The 16345-nt window shown below is 49.5% G+C and carries 13 protein-coding genes and 1 tRNA gene; 4 read left to right on the top strand and 10 right to left on the bottom strand.

The features are described 5' to 3' along the window. Positions 1 to 67: 67 nt before the first annotated feature. Positions 68 to 721 (bottom strand): histidine phosphotransferase family protein, encoded by a 654-nt coding sequence (locus ACR9YC_RS05245; RefSeq protein ID WP_438730820.1) that lies wholly within the window; start codon positions 719 to 721, stop codon positions 68 to 70. 152 nt (positions 722 to 873) lie between these two features. On the opposite strand from ACR9YC_RS05245, the gene ACR9YC_RS05240 reads away from it, so the two are divergent. The 3 genes from ACR9YC_RS05240 (at position 874) to mtgA (ending at position 3519) form a co-directional block, all read left to right on the top strand. Further along, positions 874 to 1827, top strand: coding sequence for an RluA family pseudouridine synthase (locus ACR9YC_RS05240; RefSeq protein WP_438730818.1), 954 nt, complete (start codon positions 874 to 876; stop codon positions 1825 to 1827). Between the two features lie 79 nt (positions 1828 to 1906). Beyond that, complete coding sequence (gene rpoH, locus ACR9YC_RS05235; protein ID WP_438730815.1) at positions 1907 to 2812, top strand: RNA polymerase sigma factor RpoH; 906 nt, start codon at positions 1907 to 1909, stop codon at positions 2810 to 2812. Positions 2813 to 2871: 59 nt separating this feature from the next. After that, a complete protein-coding gene (mtgA, locus tag ACR9YC_RS05230) occupies positions 2872 to 3519 on the top strand; it encodes a monofunctional biosynthetic peptidoglycan transglycosylase (RefSeq protein WP_438731605.1) in 648 nt (215 codons plus the stop codon). Between the two features lie 195 nt (positions 3520 to 3714). Here the strand turns inward: mtgA and ACR9YC_RS05225 are convergent, their stop codons facing one another. The 3 genes from ACR9YC_RS05225 to ACR9YC_RS05215 form a co-directional block, all read right to left on the bottom strand. Beyond that, positions 3715 to 7155: a carboxypeptidase regulatory-like domain-containing protein gene (locus ACR9YC_RS05225; protein WP_438730812.1), complete on the bottom strand. Its 3441-nt coding sequence runs from the start codon at positions 7153 to 7155 to the stop codon at positions 3715 to 3717. Positions 7156 to 7599: 444 nt separating this feature from the next. Next, on the bottom strand, positions 7600 to 8871 hold the full coding sequence (gene clpX / locus ACR9YC_RS05220; protein ID WP_438730809.1) for an ATP-dependent Clp protease ATP-binding subunit ClpX: 1272 nt from the start codon (positions 8869 to 8871) through the stop codon (positions 7600 to 7602). A gap of 184 nt (positions 8872 to 9055) precedes the next feature. Then, the gene (locus tag ACR9YC_RS05215; RefSeq protein ID WP_438730806.1) at positions 9056 to 9697 is read right to left on the bottom strand and encodes an ATP-dependent Clp protease proteolytic subunit; all 642 of its coding nucleotides are present in this window, start codon (positions 9695 to 9697) and stop codon (positions 9056 to 9058) included. Positions 9698 to 9932: 235 nt separating this feature from the next. Between ACR9YC_RS05215 and ACR9YC_RS05210 the strand changes: the two genes are divergently transcribed. Further along, a complete protein-coding gene (locus ACR9YC_RS05210; RefSeq protein ID WP_438730803.1) occupies positions 9933 to 10550 on the top strand; it encodes an ATP-dependent Clp protease proteolytic subunit in 618 nt (205 codons plus the stop codon). A 46-nt stretch (positions 10551 to 10596) separates the two neighbouring features. Here ACR9YC_RS05210 and tig read toward each other — a convergent pair whose 3' ends face one another. The 6 genes from tig to gatC form a co-directional block, all read right to left on the bottom strand. Continuing rightward, positions 10597 to 12123 (bottom strand): trigger factor, encoded by a 1527-nt coding sequence (gene tig, locus ACR9YC_RS05205; RefSeq protein WP_438730800.1) that lies wholly within the window; start codon positions 12121 to 12123, stop codon positions 10597 to 10599. 69 nt (positions 12124 to 12192) lie between these two features. After that, positions 12193 to 12277, bottom strand: a tRNA-Leu gene (locus ACR9YC_RS05200). A gap of 257 nt (positions 12278 to 12534) precedes the next feature. Next, positions 12535 to 14031, bottom strand: a complete 1497-nt coding sequence (gatB, locus tag ACR9YC_RS05195; protein WP_438730798.1) for an Asp-tRNA(Asn)/Glu-tRNA(Gln) amidotransferase subunit GatB — start codon at positions 14029 to 14031, stop codon at positions 12535 to 12537. After that, positions 14028 to 14510 (bottom strand): GIY-YIG nuclease family protein, encoded by a 483-nt coding sequence (locus ACR9YC_RS05190; RefSeq protein ID WP_438730795.1) that lies wholly within the window; start codon positions 14508 to 14510, stop codon positions 14028 to 14030. The genes gatB and ACR9YC_RS05190 overlap by 4 nt, the downstream gene beginning before the upstream one ends. Continuing rightward, a complete protein-coding gene (gene gatA, locus ACR9YC_RS05185) occupies positions 14507 to 16003 on the bottom strand; it encodes an Asp-tRNA(Asn)/Glu-tRNA(Gln) amidotransferase subunit GatA (RefSeq protein ID WP_438730793.1) in 1497 nt (498 codons plus the stop codon). The genes ACR9YC_RS05190 and gatA overlap by 4 nt, the downstream gene beginning before the upstream one ends. Then, positions 16003 to 16305, bottom strand: coding sequence for an Asp-tRNA(Asn)/Glu-tRNA(Gln) amidotransferase subunit GatC (gatC, locus tag ACR9YC_RS05180; RefSeq protein WP_438730790.1), 303 nt, complete (start codon positions 16303 to 16305; stop codon positions 16003 to 16005). Before gatC ends, gatA begins: the two co-directional genes overlap by 1 nt. Positions 16306 to 16345: the final 40 nt, after the last annotated feature.

Genomic DNA, 16345 nt, shown 5'->3' with positions numbered 1-16345 from the left:
TGGTTAAATTGGCGTTAATTCGGGCTTATCAAAGCGCCAAAGTGCAAAAACGCCAAGGTTGCGACAATTATGCTTGGCCCAATTGGATCATTGCCCCCAAAACCAGCAAGCCACCATCATTGGCAACCTGAATGGAACCGCCGTGATTACGTGCAATATTGCCTGCCATAAATGCTGCTGCTGTGCGCGGCGTAAGATCATCAGGCACATCATCACCAGCGATAGAGAGTGCGTTCAAAATCGCATCATCTGTTGCTAGCTTTTTGCCAGATGCGCGAACCGCAATTTCGGTATGACCATCACCTTGCTCACTCATAACAACCAGATCACCGCCCCTTACCAGAGCTTCAACAGCAATCAGGCAAAGGTTGAGCAATATTTTAATGCCTGCTTTGGGCATGGTCGGGCTGGAGACCTGCCAATCTAGCTTGATAGACGATTTATCGACCAGCAAACCGGCAATAAGTGATTTTGCCTCACTTGCATCAACCTGATCGCCAAAACCCCCAGCAGCGCCAAAAGCAAGGCGGTAAAACTTCAATTTCTGTGCGGCAGCTCGCGCACTTTCATCCAGCAAATCCAAGCAACGTTTGCGCATTTCGGGATCATTTTCGTCCGCCAGCAATTCCAACCCATTGTTCAACGCGCCAACTGGGCTTAACAGATCATGACACAGCCGTGAACATAATAGGCTGGCGAGGTCGGTTTGTGTAGCAGTCATAATAATGGCCTTAATACAAATTTTTCCGACTATCTGGCGGCTTCGCTGTGATTAGGCAAGCCCCAAGATGGACTGATGCCAATCTATATTTGCCCATTAAACGTCACCTCACGCCTTGCCATGTCGATAGGCGAAGCGATACATGCATAAGCATGAGCTTAGATGATAGCATCCGCACTGGCAATTTTGCTGAACATCAGATTGGCACGCGCCTCGATCGCGTGCTTGCAGAACTTTACCCGGATCTTTCCCGCGAACGCATTAAGGCGTTGATTGGTAATGGTGCTGTTACGATTAACGGGCAGATTGTACGGCAACCCTCTTTGGCCGTTAAATCCACCGCACCTTTCACCTTGTCGATTCCTCCTCCAGAACCCCTTAATGTCATAGCTCAGGATATTCCGCTCACCATTGTGCACGAAGATGCAGACCTGATTGTTATCGATAAACCAGCGGGTATGGTTGTTCATCCAGCAGCTGGCCATCGTCAGGGAACATTGGTCAATGCATTATTATTTCACTGCAAGGGTCAGCTCTCTGGCATTGGCGGTGTTGAAAGACCGGGTATCGTCCATCGCATAGATAAGGATACATCGGGATTACTGGTCGTCGCAAAAAGCGACAAAGCGCATCAATCACTTGCTGCGCAATTTGCCGATCACAGTATATCACGTCACTATCTGGCCGTGGTCAACGGCGTTCCGGTCCCTGTATCAGATAAGGTTACAGGCAATATTGGCCGCTCAGAGCGCGACAGGAAGAAAATGGCCGTGGTTGCGGAAGGGCGCGGCAAACATGCTGCTACCCATTATAAAATCACCAAAGCCCTGAATGGCAGCGCCGTAGTCGAATGCACTCTGGAAACCGGCCGGACGCATCAAGTTCGTGTGCATATGGCCAGTATCGGCCATGCCTTATTGGGTGATCCGGTCTATGCTGGGGCACAGAAAAACCATGCAAAGCTGCTAAAAAGTCTGGAATTTTCTCGCCAGGCATTGCATGCAAAGCATCTTGGTTTTGTGCACCCTATCACTGGGAAGCGACAAATGCATTTTAGCGAAACTCCTGACGATTTGGTGGAACTTATAAGGCGTTTATCCGTTTAATAGTTATACCAACATGGATTCCATATGTCGGGTGCTTGATAAGGCCCGCCGCGGAATTGATAATATAATGAGGAAATATATGGCTACTGCAAAATTACCGGCTACAATTCCTGCGCTTGGCGGGGAACAAAGCCTTAACCGATATCTCTCGGAAATCCGCAAATTCCCGGTTCTTAAACCAGAACAGGAATATATGCTGGCCAAGCGTTACGAAGAACATGCCGACCCTGATGCTGCTGCTCAGTTGGTGACATCACATCTGCGTCTGGTGGCAAAGATTGCCATGGGATATCGCGGCTATGGCCTTCCCGTTTCCGAACTGATTTCTGAAGGCAATATTGGCCTGATGCAGGGCGTTAAAAAGTTTGATGCGGAACGTGGCTTCCGTCTCGCGACCTATGCAATGTGGTGGATCAAAGCATCCATACAGGAATATATTCTGCGTAGCTGGAGCCTCGTTAAAATGGGCACCACCGCAGCGCAAAAGAAATTATTTTTCAATCTGCGCCGAATGAAAAACAATTTGGAAGCATTTGAAGAGGGTGATTTACACCCCGATGATGTAGAAAAAATCGCAACCAAATTGGGCGTTTCTGAGACAGAGGTGGTCAATATGAACCGCCGTATGTCTATGGGCGGCGATGCCTCGCTCAATGTGCCAATGCATGATGATGGCGAAGGTCAGTGGATGGATTGGCTGCGTGATGACACGCCGCTTCAAGATGAGAATGTCGCTAATGCGCAGGAAGCTGAAGTCCGCCATGAAATGCTGGGCGAAGCAATGCAGTCCCTGAATGAGCGCGAACAGCATATTCTGGCTGAACGCCGCCTCAGCGATAGCCCAAAGACCTTGGAAGAATTAAGCCAAGTATATTCGGTAAGCCGTGAGCGTGTGCGCCAGATTGAAGTGCGCGCTTTTGAAAAGCTGCAAAAAGCCATGCTGCGTATCGCTGGTGAGCGCAACAGTGCGGCCCTGATCGGCTAAGGCTTTCTGTGACAAGAAAAAGATCCCGCAAAGGCGGGGTGATAAAAGGGCTGGTCCGCATGGTTTTGCGGCTGGCCCTTTTTTTCATTCTCTCATCATTGGCACTTGTGCTGCTCTTCAAATATGTCGATCCGCCAACAACATGGACCATACTGCTTGATGAGAATGGCGCTGAACGCGCTTGGGTTCCCATAAATTCCATAGCGCCCGATATGATGGCCGCTGTCATTGCCGCTGAAGACAGTAAATTTTGCAGCCATAGTGGTTTTGACCGTGAAGCCATTGAACAAGCAATCGAAGAGCGTGCCTCTGGCAAAAGAAAACGCGGCGCCTCCACAATCAGTCAGCAAACCGCAAAAAATGTGTTCCTATGGCAAGGCGGCGGGTTTGTTCGCAAAGGGCTAGAAGCCTGGTTCACCATACTGATTGAGAATATCTGGGGCAAAAAGCGGATAATGGAGGTGTATCTCAATGTCGCGGAAACCGGCATCGGCACATATGGCGTAGAAGCCGGCGCACAGCGCTATTTCGACGTATCTGCCAGCGCCTTATCCCGCATACAGGCGGCACGTATTGCCGCTGCACTTCCCTCTCCTAAGACACGCGCTGTATCCAACCCTAGTGGATTTACCCGCCGCTATGGCAATACCATCGCCGCACGAATTTCTGTCGTGCGCCGCGATAACCTTAACGCATGCGTGATGTAATTATTGCACATTCGTAAAAAGCCCAAGGGCCAACATTCTTCCTCATATATGAAGCTGGTGCTTCATCGACCACTCTAGCGACTATTGGCGCTTCAATCTTACCAGCACCATGCGCTACCACCTAAACATCATGCTCAAACAAAAAGGCGCGAGAGGTTTCCCTCCCGCGCCTTTTGAATGTTGCTTTCGTTCGAATTAGAATTCGTAACGTGCGCCAAGTTGTATCCGCCATACAGATGATGAGAAGCCGATAAAGTTTTGATCATCAGGATTGAAACCACTGATTTCAAAGCGACCTTGGTCATCAACATCCACGTCAACCAAATCGACAAACTGGCTACGCTGACGGAAGACATTGGCACCTGAATCTACGAAATTCAAGAAGTTGTCAAAATCGAAGAACAATGTGATCTTGTCTTCAACTCCGAAAAGCGACGCCGGTCCTGGAATTTCCTGGCTGAGACGGAAGTCCATATCGAAAACCCAGTCATTGCGACAACTGTTGCGAGAGATAGTTTGACCAAATTCAAAACTACAATCCGCACCAATTCCAGAAGCATCCGGGCCAGTGTCGTTCAGAAAGTCGATCAGATTCTGAACGGCAACAAAGTCAGATGTTGGAGCCAGATTAGGATCATTAACACCTGTTGGTATGTAGAGCAGTGCATTGTCATTACCCGATGCCGAATCTGCAAATACGCCGCCTCCATCAAAGGTCAGGCTGAATGGACGGCCAGATTGTGCCGAGAAGAACAATCCAAGACGTGTGTCATAACCGTCAAAGAACTGCTCACGGAAGTTTGTGGCAAAGGTAAAGCGATGGCGCGTCTCAAAGTTTGACGTAGACGTCGCAGGGTTTTGCCGGTCAGCAGCAGCCGTAACGTCAAAGTTTGACGTTGCGGTAGAGCTACCAACGTTCCGGAAGTTGTTGGAATCGGTAAAGGCATAACCAAAGCTGAGGTTTACACCGCCACCTTCAGTAAACACACCCCGACTAAACTGCTTCGACAATGTCAGCGATGCGACATGGCTGTCAAAAGAACGGCCATTGGTCAGCTGAATAAAATCATCAATACCAGTGTTGAAACATGCAGGTGTCACATTGGTGAATGTTGGCGGTGTACCGCCAGTGCCCACCAGATCAGCATTACAACCCGCTGCGATAGGATCAATCGCTGCCAGAATTGGACGACCATCAACTGCAAATCCATTCAAACCTGCACGAATATCAGGCGTTTGTACCAGATCAACAAAGTTCAACGGATCGATGAAACGTGAATAGATATAATCCAGTGTCACATTCCAGTTGGAGAAGAAACCTTCATCCGTACCGATTGTTGATGAGAAACCCAAGTTCGCGCGGAATACGGTTGGGACATCAAGATTAGGATCGGTTGATTGCACTTCACCCGCACCAGCAGCAGCAAAACCTGATGCAGCAGTAACTGCGCAGGTTGGGAAGCCAGTGAAATTGCCATTGGCATCAAGAACACTGAAGCTACCATCAGCATTGGTGAAGCCGGCACATGCGCCATCAAATGTATCGCCATCAACGGAAGAGAAGCCGTTATTGGAGAATGCATTAGAGAAGAACACAACCGGGTCACCGCCAGAGAACCAACCCAGACCAGCCGTAACCGATGTATCGCTCAAAAAGCCATCGTTCAGGAAGTCATAGCTAGCAGCAAAACGCGGCAAGATCAGAGGATCAAGCGAGCTGAAACCATTTGCATTTGTGAAGCCAAAGCGTTGCAAGAACAATGGGTTGGCTGTAGGTGCATCGCCGTCAAACAACTCAAAACGCAAACCTGCATTCAGTGTCAATTGGTCGCTAACACTCCACTCGTCTTGGAAGTAGAAAGAGTAGATTTGACGCTCAAACAAAGCAGCTGCTTCGTTAATATCGCCTGATGGTGTAGAACGAATGGTCGCACCGCCATTGCCGCCGCCGACGAGGTCATCGGAATCTGCAAACACGCTAGAAAAACCGCCACTGGCTACAACACCGTTACGGAAGTCATCGAGGTTGCGGAAGAAGATAGAACCCGTCGCGTTAATGGCAAACAGGTTGAAAACTTCCAGATCGTTGATTTCAGCGCCAATTTTGAACTGGTGTTCATCAGCATCAACATTAACCAGAACACGCGCCTGATTGATGGTGGTGTCGAGCTGGTTGGCAGAACGGAAAATGCCAGGGCCTGTTGAGATACGGCCATTTTGCGTTGTTACGCCAGCAACAGGTGTCACACCTACAACTAAACGAGTAATCGGGTTAGCAGATTGTGCTTCACCGCCACCTACTGGGCCTTGAACATCGCCAACTTCTGAACGAGACAAGCGAATCTCAGTCGATACGCGGTCTGTCCACTCAGAGAAGAGACGCACAGAATAATAATCTGAGATCGTACCTTCGTCTTCAAAGCTGTTGAAGCCAGTGATTTCCTGACCACCAGCATCAAGCTCGATATTGGTTTCTTCAAGACGCTGATATGTCGCTTCGAAACGGTGACGATCATTGATGTACCAGTCCAAGCGACCAAAATAGCGTACGCTGGATTCTGCAAGGTTTTGCGGGAAACCACCAACGTCAATACCATAAACCGAGTTCGCGATATCAGCGAATTCGTTGAACTGATCGATTGTTACAAAGTTGGCGTCTTGTGCAAAACCGGCGCCTGCTGGGCCAAATTCATTGGCGTTGCCAAGGTCGGTTTCTTCATAGCCAGCAAAGAAGAACAATTTGTCTTTGATGATCGGGCCCGACAATGTTGCACCCCAGCGCTTTTCTTCAAAAGGCGCTACGATTGAACCGCTATCGCCAGCTTCATCGCCGCGCAGGCTGTCATTGGTAAAGTTGAAGAACGCGGAACCGTGAAATTCATTCTGACCGGATTTGGTCACGACGTTGATCGCACAGCCGGTAAAGGCAGAATATTCAACATCGAACGGAGCAAATTCAACCGAAGTTTCGCGGATGGCATCGAAAGGCAGCGGCAGCGCGTTACGTGCTGCAAACGGCGTGCCGTTCAAACCAAAAACATCGGCCTGTACAATGCCGTCAACGGTGAAAGAGTTAGAACGGTCATTGCCGCCCAAGCAGGAAATACGATCGACTTCATTGGCACGATCAAGACTGACGCGTGGGTCGATACGGATAATGTCACGAATGTCGCGGCTAATTGATGGGAAACCTTCCAGTGTTTCCAGACCGAATGACTGGCCAGGGCCAACTGCAAGTTGAGAGAGATTAGCGCGTGCGCCAGTAACAACGATAACGTCGCCTTCTGCGCCGCTGGTCAGGTTAAAAGCAAAACGGGTGTTACCCTGAAGGTTGATAGAAACATCTTCAACTGTCTGACCTTCAAAGCCAGGAGCCGTAACTGTAATTGTATATGGTCCGCCTGTAACCAAGTTATTGGCACGAAAGCCACCATTTGCGGATGTAGTGAGTGTCCGTGTAGCTCCTGTCCGGTTATCGACAACAGTCGCGGTAGCGCCAACTACTGGCTCTCCGTTCTCGTCGGTGACCGTACCTTCAATACCGGAAACGATTTGCTGGGCTGCGGCGGGTGTCGCCAAACCACATGCAAGCGATAACGATGCGGCGCTGGCCGCTAGATAATAGCGTAGTTGCATTGCTTATTCCCTTTTTTAATCGGCAGTTCAGACTGTCGATAATTCACTCTATCCCATTAGAGTCGAGGCGGGTTAGGCAGGGAAAAAGTAAGTATTGATGCGTTTTTATGACAGTTTTGTTTCATGTACTATCAGTCTGCGAATGCTGCCCATTCTGCAAAATTATAAATTTATAATATGCTGATTTTTCCGAGGGTTTTGTAGTTTATGAGGCAAGATGGCTATTGTAGCAAATATGTTGCACTGCATCATTAAAATCATTTCGGTAACGAGTGCTGCACTTATGCAACAATAATTCCCCGCAATCATGGACATTTTGCCACGGAAATCCAGAAAAGCACGATATTTGGCCCTGAGTCGTTCAAGGACGATTAAATCTTGCACAAATGTTGTAGCGCAGCGCGAAAACGCGCTTACGCAATAGGCTTAGTAATATTGCTACGGTTAAGCAGCGTCGTCGGCCTCAACCTTATCGGCAGGAGCAAAGACCTGCACAGGCGCTTTGCGCCCTTCGACCACATCTTTGTCGATAACAATTTCTACAACGCCGTCCATATCGGGCAGCTCAAACATTGTATCCAGCAATATTGTCTCAACAATTGAACGCAGGCCCCGAGCGCCGGTTTTCCGCTCAATCGCCTTTTTCGCGACTGCGTCCAAAGCATCTTCAGTGAATGTCAGTTCAACATTCTCCAGACCGAACAATTTGGCATATTGCTTGATCAGCGCATTTTTTGGATCGCGCAAAATCTTGACCAGCGCGTCATTGTCGAGATCTTCCAATGTTGCAATAACGGGAAGACGCCCAACAAATTCAGGGATTAGTCCGAATTTCAAAAGATCTTCCGGTTCACCCTCTTTTAACAGATCACCAACCTTACGCTCTTCAGGGGAAGCCACATGCGCGCCAAAACCGATCGACTTACCTTCAAGACGATCACCGATAATTTTCTCTAAGCCAGCAAATGCGCCGCCGCAGATAAACAAGATATTGGTAGTATCGACTTGCAGGAATTCCTGCTGTGGATGCTTACGGCCACCTTGCGGAGGAACAGAGGCCGTTGTGCCTTCCATTAGCTTGAGCAATGCTTGTTGCACGCCTTCACCGGATACATCGCGGGTTATGGATGGGTTTTCTGCCTTGCGGCTGATTTTGTCGATCTCATCAATATAGACGATGCCGCGTTGAGCCTTTTCAACATTATAATCAGATGCTTGCAGGAGCTTCAGGATGATATTCTCAACATCCTCACCTACATAGCCAGCCTCAGTCAATGTGGTGGCATCAGCCATAGTAAAGGGCACATCAAAGGTGCGCGCCAGTGTTTGCGCTAGCAAGGTTTTGCCGCAACCTGTTGGGCCAACCAGCAAGATATTAGACTTTGCCAGTTCAACATCTTCATTTTTACCAGCATGGTTGAGGCGTTTATAATGGTTATGGACAGCCACTGAAAGCACACGTTTCGCGCGCGATTGGCCAATCACATAATTGTCTAAAGTATCGCAGATTTCTTGCGGGCTCGGTACTTCACCGTCTTTGCGACCAACCTGACCAGAGCGGGTTTCCTCACGAATAATATCGTTACACAGCTCAACGCATTCGTCACAGATAAACACTGTCGGGCCAGCAATCAATTTACGCACTTCATGCTGCGACTTGCCGCAAAACGAGCAATATAATGTCGATTTGGAGTCTGATCCGCTCAATTTGGTCATAATAATAGATCCTTGGTTATCGGCGATTCATGCCGCAACCATCCCATCGTAAGAGTGTTTGCATCGAATGCAACATCGATGCCGCAATTGCCGAACAATCACGATCTTTTTTCACCGTCAGCTTTAGCCTCGAGAAATTAACATGACGTGACGAAAACCATATGCAGTTCTCGCCATATCAACCTTAATCGTCTCCAGCTGGGGTCGGCCGTTTATCAAAGACCTGATCGATCAACCCAAAGGCCTTTGCTTCGTCAGCTTCAAGAAACGTATCACGGTCCATCGCTTCTTCAATATCGGGCAATGGCTTGCCTGTATATTTGGCATAAAGATCATTCATCCGGCGACGGATACGCAAAATCTCTTTCGCTTGAATCTCAATGTCTGATGCCATGCCGCGTGCGCCGCCTGAGGGTTGGTGCACCATGATCCGTGCGTTGCTGGTCGCCATACGCATACCCGGCTCACCGGCAGCGAGCAGGAAACTGCCCATGGATGCGGCCTGACCTATACACACCGTACCCACACGCGGACGGATATATTGCATGGTATCATGGATTGCCATGCCAGCAGTCACAACGCCGCCGGGCGAATTAATATACATGGAAATGTCTTTTTTCGGATTTTCCGATTCCAAGAACAATAGCTGCGCAACAATCAGCGATGCCATATTGTCTTCCACCGGGCCGGTGACAAAAACAATACGCTCGCGCAGCAAACGCGAGAAAATGTCGAAACTACGCTCGCCGCGATTTGACTGTTCAATAACGATGGGTACCAGCGCATCCTGAATCGGATCAAAATCAGGCTTCTCAAACGGGTTCATGAATTATCCTTCTATATCGTCTTGCTCTTATATCTAGGCTTAGGCTTTCAGTATCAACCCCTGCTAGACACAACTACCCGCCTGCATCGCAATGAATTGCAAATTTATGCGGTTTTTTTGACGTGTTAATCTTTCTGACGACGCTTCGCCCCATTGCGAAACATATTTGCATGGCTTACTTGGCATTATGTCATTTGGCGATTAGCCGCCAATATCCATTTAGGAAAGGTTTTCCATGTCTCAATTCGCTTCTTCCGGCCTGCCTCCCATTCGCAATGATGGCGAAGAGGAAAAAGATACCGCCCTGCCCGGCGCGATGATGACCAAATTCCTCGAGACACGAACAGTGATGATTTTTGGCGGCGTCGATCAAAAACTCGCAGAGCGTGTTTCGGCGCAATTGCTCTATCTCGATCATATGAACAATGATCCTATCAGACTAATTGTAAATTCGCCCGGCGGGCATGTCGAATCAGGGGATACTATTCACGATCTCATCCGCTTCATCTCTTCACCCGTCGCTGTCATCGGCACTGGCTGGGTGGCCAGCATCGCAACGCATATTTTCCTCTCGGTCCCGGCGGAACGTCGCTTCTGCCTGCCCAATACCCGGTTCCTGATCCACCAGCCCTCTGGCGGTGCAGGCGGCAAAGCCTCCGATATCGCCATTCAGGCCGAAGAGATCGTAAAAATGCGCACACGCATCGCGCAGAAAATTGCTGATGCCACCGGCCAGTCGCTGGAACGCGTATTAAAAGATATTGATAGGGATTATTGGATGTCTACCGAAGAAGCCAAGGAATATGGCATTCTTGGCAATGTCATCAGCACCGCCGCAGAGGTTAAAGTCTGATATATCTGCCTTACATCGATACAATATTACAAACAAAAAAGGCAGATTATTTCGTATCAGCTTTTTTTGCAGGAGCCTTTTTCGCTGGTGCCTTTTTAGCAGCAGGTTTTTTCGCTGCTGGCTCTGCATCAGCTTTCTTAGCTGGTGCCTTTTTGGCCGGAGCTTTTTTGGCTGGCGCTTTTTTTGCTGCTGGTTTTTTAGCAGCCGCTTTCTTTTTTGCTGGTTTGGCTTCAGCTTCAGCGTCTTCTTCCGCCTCAATGGCCGCTTCCAGCTCTTCACGCGTTACTTTGCGTTCTGAAATTTCCGCTTTCTCAAACAAGAAATCGACCACTTTGTCTTCATACATTGGCGCACGCAGCTGCGCCGCGGCCATTGGCTCACGCTGAATATATTCGACAAATTTCTCACGGTCTTCTGGACGATATTGCTGAGCCGCCTGGCTAACCAACATTTGCATTTCTTGCTGACTGACTTCGACGCCATTCGCTTGACCGATTTCAGACAGCAATAGGCCAAGACGTACACGGCGAACCGCAATATCACGATATTCGTCTTTGTCTTTCTCCATCTCAGCTTTCGCATCTTCAGGATTTTCATCCTTAGCGGCTTCCGCTTCAAGCTGTTGCCAGATCTGGTCAAATTCTGCTTCCACCATTGTCGGCGGAACATCAAAATCGTGATTGACGGCAAGTTGATCAAGCAATTTGCGCTTCATATGCGTACGCGTCAGGCCATTCAGCTCTTGCTCAATCTGGCCGCTCATGAGTTCTTTCAGCTTATCAATGCCTTCAAGACCAAGGCCTTTGGCAAAATCGTCATCAATCTTGGTTGCAACAGGCTTTTTGACTTCGCCTACAACAATATCAAAAGTTGCATCCTTACCGGCCAGATTTTCAGCATTATAATCGGCAGGGAAAGTTACGTTCAAAACCTTCTCATCATTGGCTTTGACGCCAATCAGCTGGTCTTCGAAACCTGGTATAAGTTGACCAGAGCCGATAACAACGGCCATGGCTTCACCTTTGCCACCTTCAAAAGGTACGCCATCAACCTTGCCTTCAAAGTCGATAATGACCTGATCGCCGCTTTTGGCTTTATATGTCTTAGCGCCAGCCTCATAGCTTTGCTGACTTTCCGCCAGACGCGCAATGGCATCATTGATTGCTTCTTCACCCGGATCAACGCTCAAACGCTCAAGTGTCAATTCGTCAATATTGGGCACCGGAATTTCGGGCAACACTTCAAGAGCGATATTAACAACCGCGTCTTTGCCAGTCTCATAACCATCTTCAAGGTTAACCGAAGGTTGAATGGCAGGGCGCAATTTATTGTCTGCAATGGTTTGATCAACGCTTTCGCGAACAGCCGCGCTCAGTGCATCTTGTGACAATGATTCACCATGCATTTTGCGAATCAGATTGGCCGGCACCTTGCCGGGGCGGAAGCCTGGCATCTTAACTTGTGGTGCAAGTTTCTTGACCTCTGCATCCACACGGGCATCAATGTCGCCCGCAGATATTGTGATGGTGTAGCCGCGTTTCAGGCCTTCGTTCAGGGTTTCAACAATCTGCATTATTCTCTCTTTATGCTCTTCTCTGGCGGAATGTATGAGACCTCATACATTCCACCAAAGATTTTGAGATGGTGCGGGCGAAGGGACTCGAACCCCCACACCTTTCGATACCAGAACCTAAATCTGGCGCGTCTACCAATTCCGCCACGCCCGCATACATGTCGGTCAAGCGCGTGCGTCTATACAGTCCGCACCAAAAGGGCAAGAGGGGAGAGTCGTTATCTTGTAGGTTTTGCTGTTATCTTATCTTTAAAAGAAAAAAAGCAAATTATATGCGCTGCGGGCTTATGCTCGCGTAACTTCAAATGTGAGGCCTAGAATATATAGAGAGGTAGTCACTCCATATTTTCTAGGCCTCACAAAAACTCTATAAAGTACCAAAATCTGCCGAAATGTAGCAAACAAAAGAGTTTAGCCCAAAACTTTCTTCAATAACTCGTTCACAATCTGCGGATTGGCTTTGCCTTGCATTGCCTTCATTGTCTGGCCGACGAAAAAGCCGAACAGCTTGTCTTTACCGCCTTTATATTGCGCGACCTTGTCTTCATTATTGGCGAGTATATCTGCAATAACCGCTTCAATCGCTCCAGTATCGGAGGTTTGTTGCAAGCCTTCTGTTTCGGCAATTTCGCTTGGCTCACGGCCCGTTTTTAGCAGGATTTCATAAACCTGCTTGGCCTGACTGCCTGAAACGCTGCCCTTATCAACCATGGCTAATATGGCGGCATTTGCGGCCGGGCTATTATGTTCCAAATTCGCATCCTCGCCCAAGGATTTGATGACGCCCGGTGCGACTGACAAAATCCAATTGGCCGCTTGGGTAGCGATTTTCGCTTCCGGCTTGCCAATGGCCGTGGCGGTTGACACCAACAATGCTTCAAAACGCTGCGCGGTATCGACTTCGGCGGTCAAAACAGCCGCATTATAAGCGGTTAGACCGAGTTCACCTTCATAACGCGCGCGTTTGGCGTCGGGCAGTTCGGGCAGCGATTGGCGGCATTCTTCCAAAAACGCTTCATCCAGCTCAACGGGCAGCAAATCAGGGTCAGGGAAGTAGCGATAATCATGCGCATCTTCTTTTGAGCGCATAGAACGTGTCTCACCCTTATCCGGGTCAAACAGGCGTGTTTCCTGAACAATTGCGCCGCCGCCTTCAATCACATCAACCTGACGCTGCGCCTCATATTCTATCACTTGCGCGATAAAACGCATGGAGTTCACATTCTTGGTCTCTGTGCGCGTGCCCAGCTCTCCACCCGGCTTGCGCACGGAGACATTGACATCGGCGCGCATGGAACCTTGCTCCATATTGCCATCACAAGAACCGACATAACGCAAGATAGAGCGCAATTTGCGCACATAGGCGGCTGCTTCCAACGGGCTGCGCATATCTGGACGCGAGACGATTTCCATCAGCGCTACGCCAGAGCGGTTTAGATCGACATAAGACATGGTCGGGTGCTGGTCATGCATCAGCTTACCCGCATCTTGCTCAACATGAATACGCTCAATGCCGATCGTCTTGCCCGGTGCATCGGGCTTCTTCTCATCGAGCGAAACCTCAATCTGCCCCTCACCCACTATCGGGTGGTAAAGCTGGCTGATTTGATAGCCTTGCGGCAAATCGGCATAAAAATAGTTTTTGCGATCAAAGCGCGACCATTTGTGAATCTCCGCATTGATGGCCATGCCGGTGCGAACGGCCTGACGGATACACTCACGGTTGGGCACGGGCAGCATGCCGGGCATTGCGGCATCGACAAGCGAAACCTGTGTGTTAGGCTCTGCGCCAAATTCCGTCGCCGCGCCAGAAAAGAGCTTTGACTGTGTCGTAATCTGGGCATGGACCTCAAGGCCGATAATGACCTCCCACTCACCCGTTGCGCCCTGGATTCTGTATTCGCTCATACTCTGTTCCATTCGGGTTTCTTCTTTGCTCTCAATTCAATTTCAATAGTTTTGAAATCAAAGGTCTCAAAAAACCAAAGATCAACCTGATTTCCTTTTTTTATTTCATTATATATGTTGAAGTTAAGACGACAGTTGGTCTCTTGCCCGCCTTTAAAGCAATTTCTTGGCGAAATATTTCCATAACCTGAATTATATCGTTTTGTGAGATCCTTTGTTTCTCCAACATATTTTTCCTTATTATTTACTGTTTTTTCCTGATTACTTACCGTAATAATATAAACACCAGACTTATTTAAACTTTTGGGGATTGTGAATTTTACAAACGGTCCACTACCATATTTATGCAGTTGAGTTGTGGCTGCCTTGGAATATCTTGACTGAGGAAAATGCTCTAAAATTTCACCTTGATCATTGCGGCAGACTTCTATTTTGCAGATATGTTTGAATTCATATCTTGCAAAATGTATCGTTTTCACCACCACTGCTCCGGACGCGCTGTGAAGCCTGCGCGTTGTTCTATCGCCAGACCAGCGTTCAGCACGCCCTGCTCATCCATTGCTTTGCCAACAATTTGCAGACCAAGCGGCAAGCCTTCGCTGCTCAGACCGCCGGGTACAGACATGGCAGGCAGACCGGCAAGAGATGCAGGCACTGCAAACACATCGTTCAGATACATGGACAGCGGATCGTCCGTTTTCTCACCCAAACCGAATGATGCGCTGGGCGCGGTCGGGGTCAGAATGACATCGCAATGCTCCCACACACGGTCAAAATCGCGCGCGATCAGTGCGCGGACCTTTTGCGCCTGTGTGTAATAGGCATCATAAAAGCCAGCGGACAGCACGTACGTGCCGATCATGATTCGGCGTTTCACCTCATCCCCAAAGCCGGCAGCGCGGGTCGCGGCGTACATATCTTGCAGCCCTGCCCCCTCCGGCAATTCACGCGCGCCATAGCGCACGCCGTCATAACGGGCTAGATTGGACGATGCCTCTGCCGGCGCGATGATATAATAGGCTGGCAGCGCATATTGCGTATGCGGCAGCGATACCTCCACCACTTCGGCACCTGCATCACGCAGCCATTGTGCGCCCTGATCCCATAGTGCGTTAATTTCTTCAGACGTGCCATCAATGCGATATTCTTTGGGAATGCCAACGCGTTTGCCTTTTAGGTCACCGCTCAGTGCAGCTTCCCAATTGGGCACTGGCGCGTCGAGAGAGGTTGCGTCTTTGGGGTCATAACCTGCCATCGCCTCCAGCATGATTGCACAATCCGTCACATCACGCGCCATTGAACCGGCCTGATCAAGCGAGCTGGAAAAGGCAATAATACCCCAGCGCGAGCAGCGGCCATAAGTTGGCTTGATTCCACTGATACCGGTAAAGGCCGCTGGTTGACGGATAGAGCCGCCCGTATCTGTGCCGGTCGCTCCGGGGCACAGCCGCGCAGCAACCGCTGAAGACGACCCGCCGGATGAACCGCCAGGCGACATATCGGTATTGGCTTTGTTCCCATTGGCGTCACTTCGGCGCCACGGGCTAACCACATTGCCATAAGCGCTGGTCTCATTTGAAGAGCCCATGGCGAACTGGTCCATATTCAGCTTGCCCAACATTCCGGCACCAGCAGCAAATAATTTGTCCGATACAGTGGATTCATATTGCGGGGTAAAGCCTTCCAAAATCTGACTGCATGAACGCGCCATCACGCCTTGCGTACAGAACAGGTCTTTCATGCCAATCGGCACACCCGCCAGTGGGGCCAGATCATCGCCAGCCGCTTTGGCCTTATCCGCAGATTCCGCGGCTGCCAGAGCATGGTCAGGTGTTTCGATCAGGAACGCGTTAAGCGGTTTGGCGGCCGCGACCTTATCAATATGTGCCTCAGCCACTTCACGCGCGGAAAATTCACCGCTGCGCACGCCATCGCGAATTTGCTTGATGCCAAGATCAGTCAGATCACTCATTATTCAATCACTTTCGGAACGGCAAAAAAGCCATGTTCAGCTACAGGCGCATTGGCCAGCACCTTATCACGAACATTGCCGCCGGTTTGCGGGTCGGCATTGATCACATCCTCACGCAGCAAGGTCTTGCTAGGAATCACAGAGGCCATGGGCGCGATGCCCGTGACATCAACCTCACCCAATTGCTCGACCCAGCCGAGAATATTGTTAAGCTCCGGCACCAGCGCGTCAATTTCATCATCGCTCATCGCGATGCGCGCCAAACCGGCTATTTTGCGGACTTGTTCTTTATCTACAGACATGCCTTGCCGCTAGCAAAGCGCTGTGTATGCTTCAAGCGCT

Origin of the sequence: Parasphingorhabdus sp. DH2-15, assembly GCF_051668705.1 — a bacterium.
Classification (GTDB): domain Bacteria; phylum Pseudomonadota; class Alphaproteobacteria; order Sphingomonadales; family Sphingomonadaceae; genus Alterisphingorhabdus.
Note: the sequence above shows the minus strand (reverse complement) of the source record. Positions and strands in the feature narration are given on the sequence as shown.

Excerpts from the sequence above, each read along its gene's own strand:
- ACR9YC_RS05240 (WP_438730818.1), top strand. The coding sequence starts at position 874 with ATGAGCTTAGATGATAGCATCCGCACTGGCAATTTTGCTGAACATCAG.
- rpoH (WP_438730815.1), top strand. The coding sequence starts at position 1,907 with ATGGCTACTGCAAAATTACCGGCTACAATTCCTGCGCTTGGCGGGGAA.
- mtgA (WP_438731605.1), top strand. The coding sequence starts at position 2,872 with ATGGTTTTGCGGCTGGCCCTTTTTTTCATTCTCTCATCATTGGCACTT.
- ACR9YC_RS05215 (WP_438730806.1), bottom strand. The coding sequence starts at position 9,697 with ATGAACCCGTTTGAGAAGCCTGATTTTGATCCGATTCAGGATGCGCTG.
- ACR9YC_RS05210 (WP_438730803.1), top strand. The coding sequence starts at position 9,933 with ATGTCTCAATTCGCTTCTTCCGGCCTGCCTCCCATTCGCAATGATGGC.
- gatA (WP_438730793.1), bottom strand. The coding sequence starts at position 16,003 with ATGAGTGATCTGACTGATCTTGGCATCAAGCAAATTCGCGATGGCGTG.
- gatB (WP_438730798.1), bottom strand. The coding sequence starts at position 14,031 with ATGAGCGAATACAGAATCCAGGGCGCAACGGGTGAGTGGGAGGTCATT.
- ACR9YC_RS05245 (WP_438730820.1), bottom strand. The coding sequence starts at position 721 with ATGACTGCTACACAAACCGACCTCGCCAGCCTATTATGTTCACGGCTG.
- clpX (WP_438730809.1), bottom strand. The coding sequence starts at position 8,871 with ATGACCAAATTGAGCGGATCAGACTCCAAATCGACATTATATTGCTCG.
- gatC (WP_438730790.1), bottom strand. The coding sequence starts at position 16,305 with ATGTCTGTAGATAAAGAACAAGTCCGCAAAATAGCCGGTTTGGCGCGC.
- ACR9YC_RS05225 (WP_438730812.1), bottom strand. The coding sequence starts at position 7,155 with ATGCAACTACGCTATTATCTAGCGGCCAGCGCCGCATCGTTATCGCTT.
- tig (WP_438730800.1), bottom strand. The coding sequence starts at position 12,123 with ATGCAGATTGTTGAAACCCTGAACGAAGGCCTGAAACGCGGCTACACC.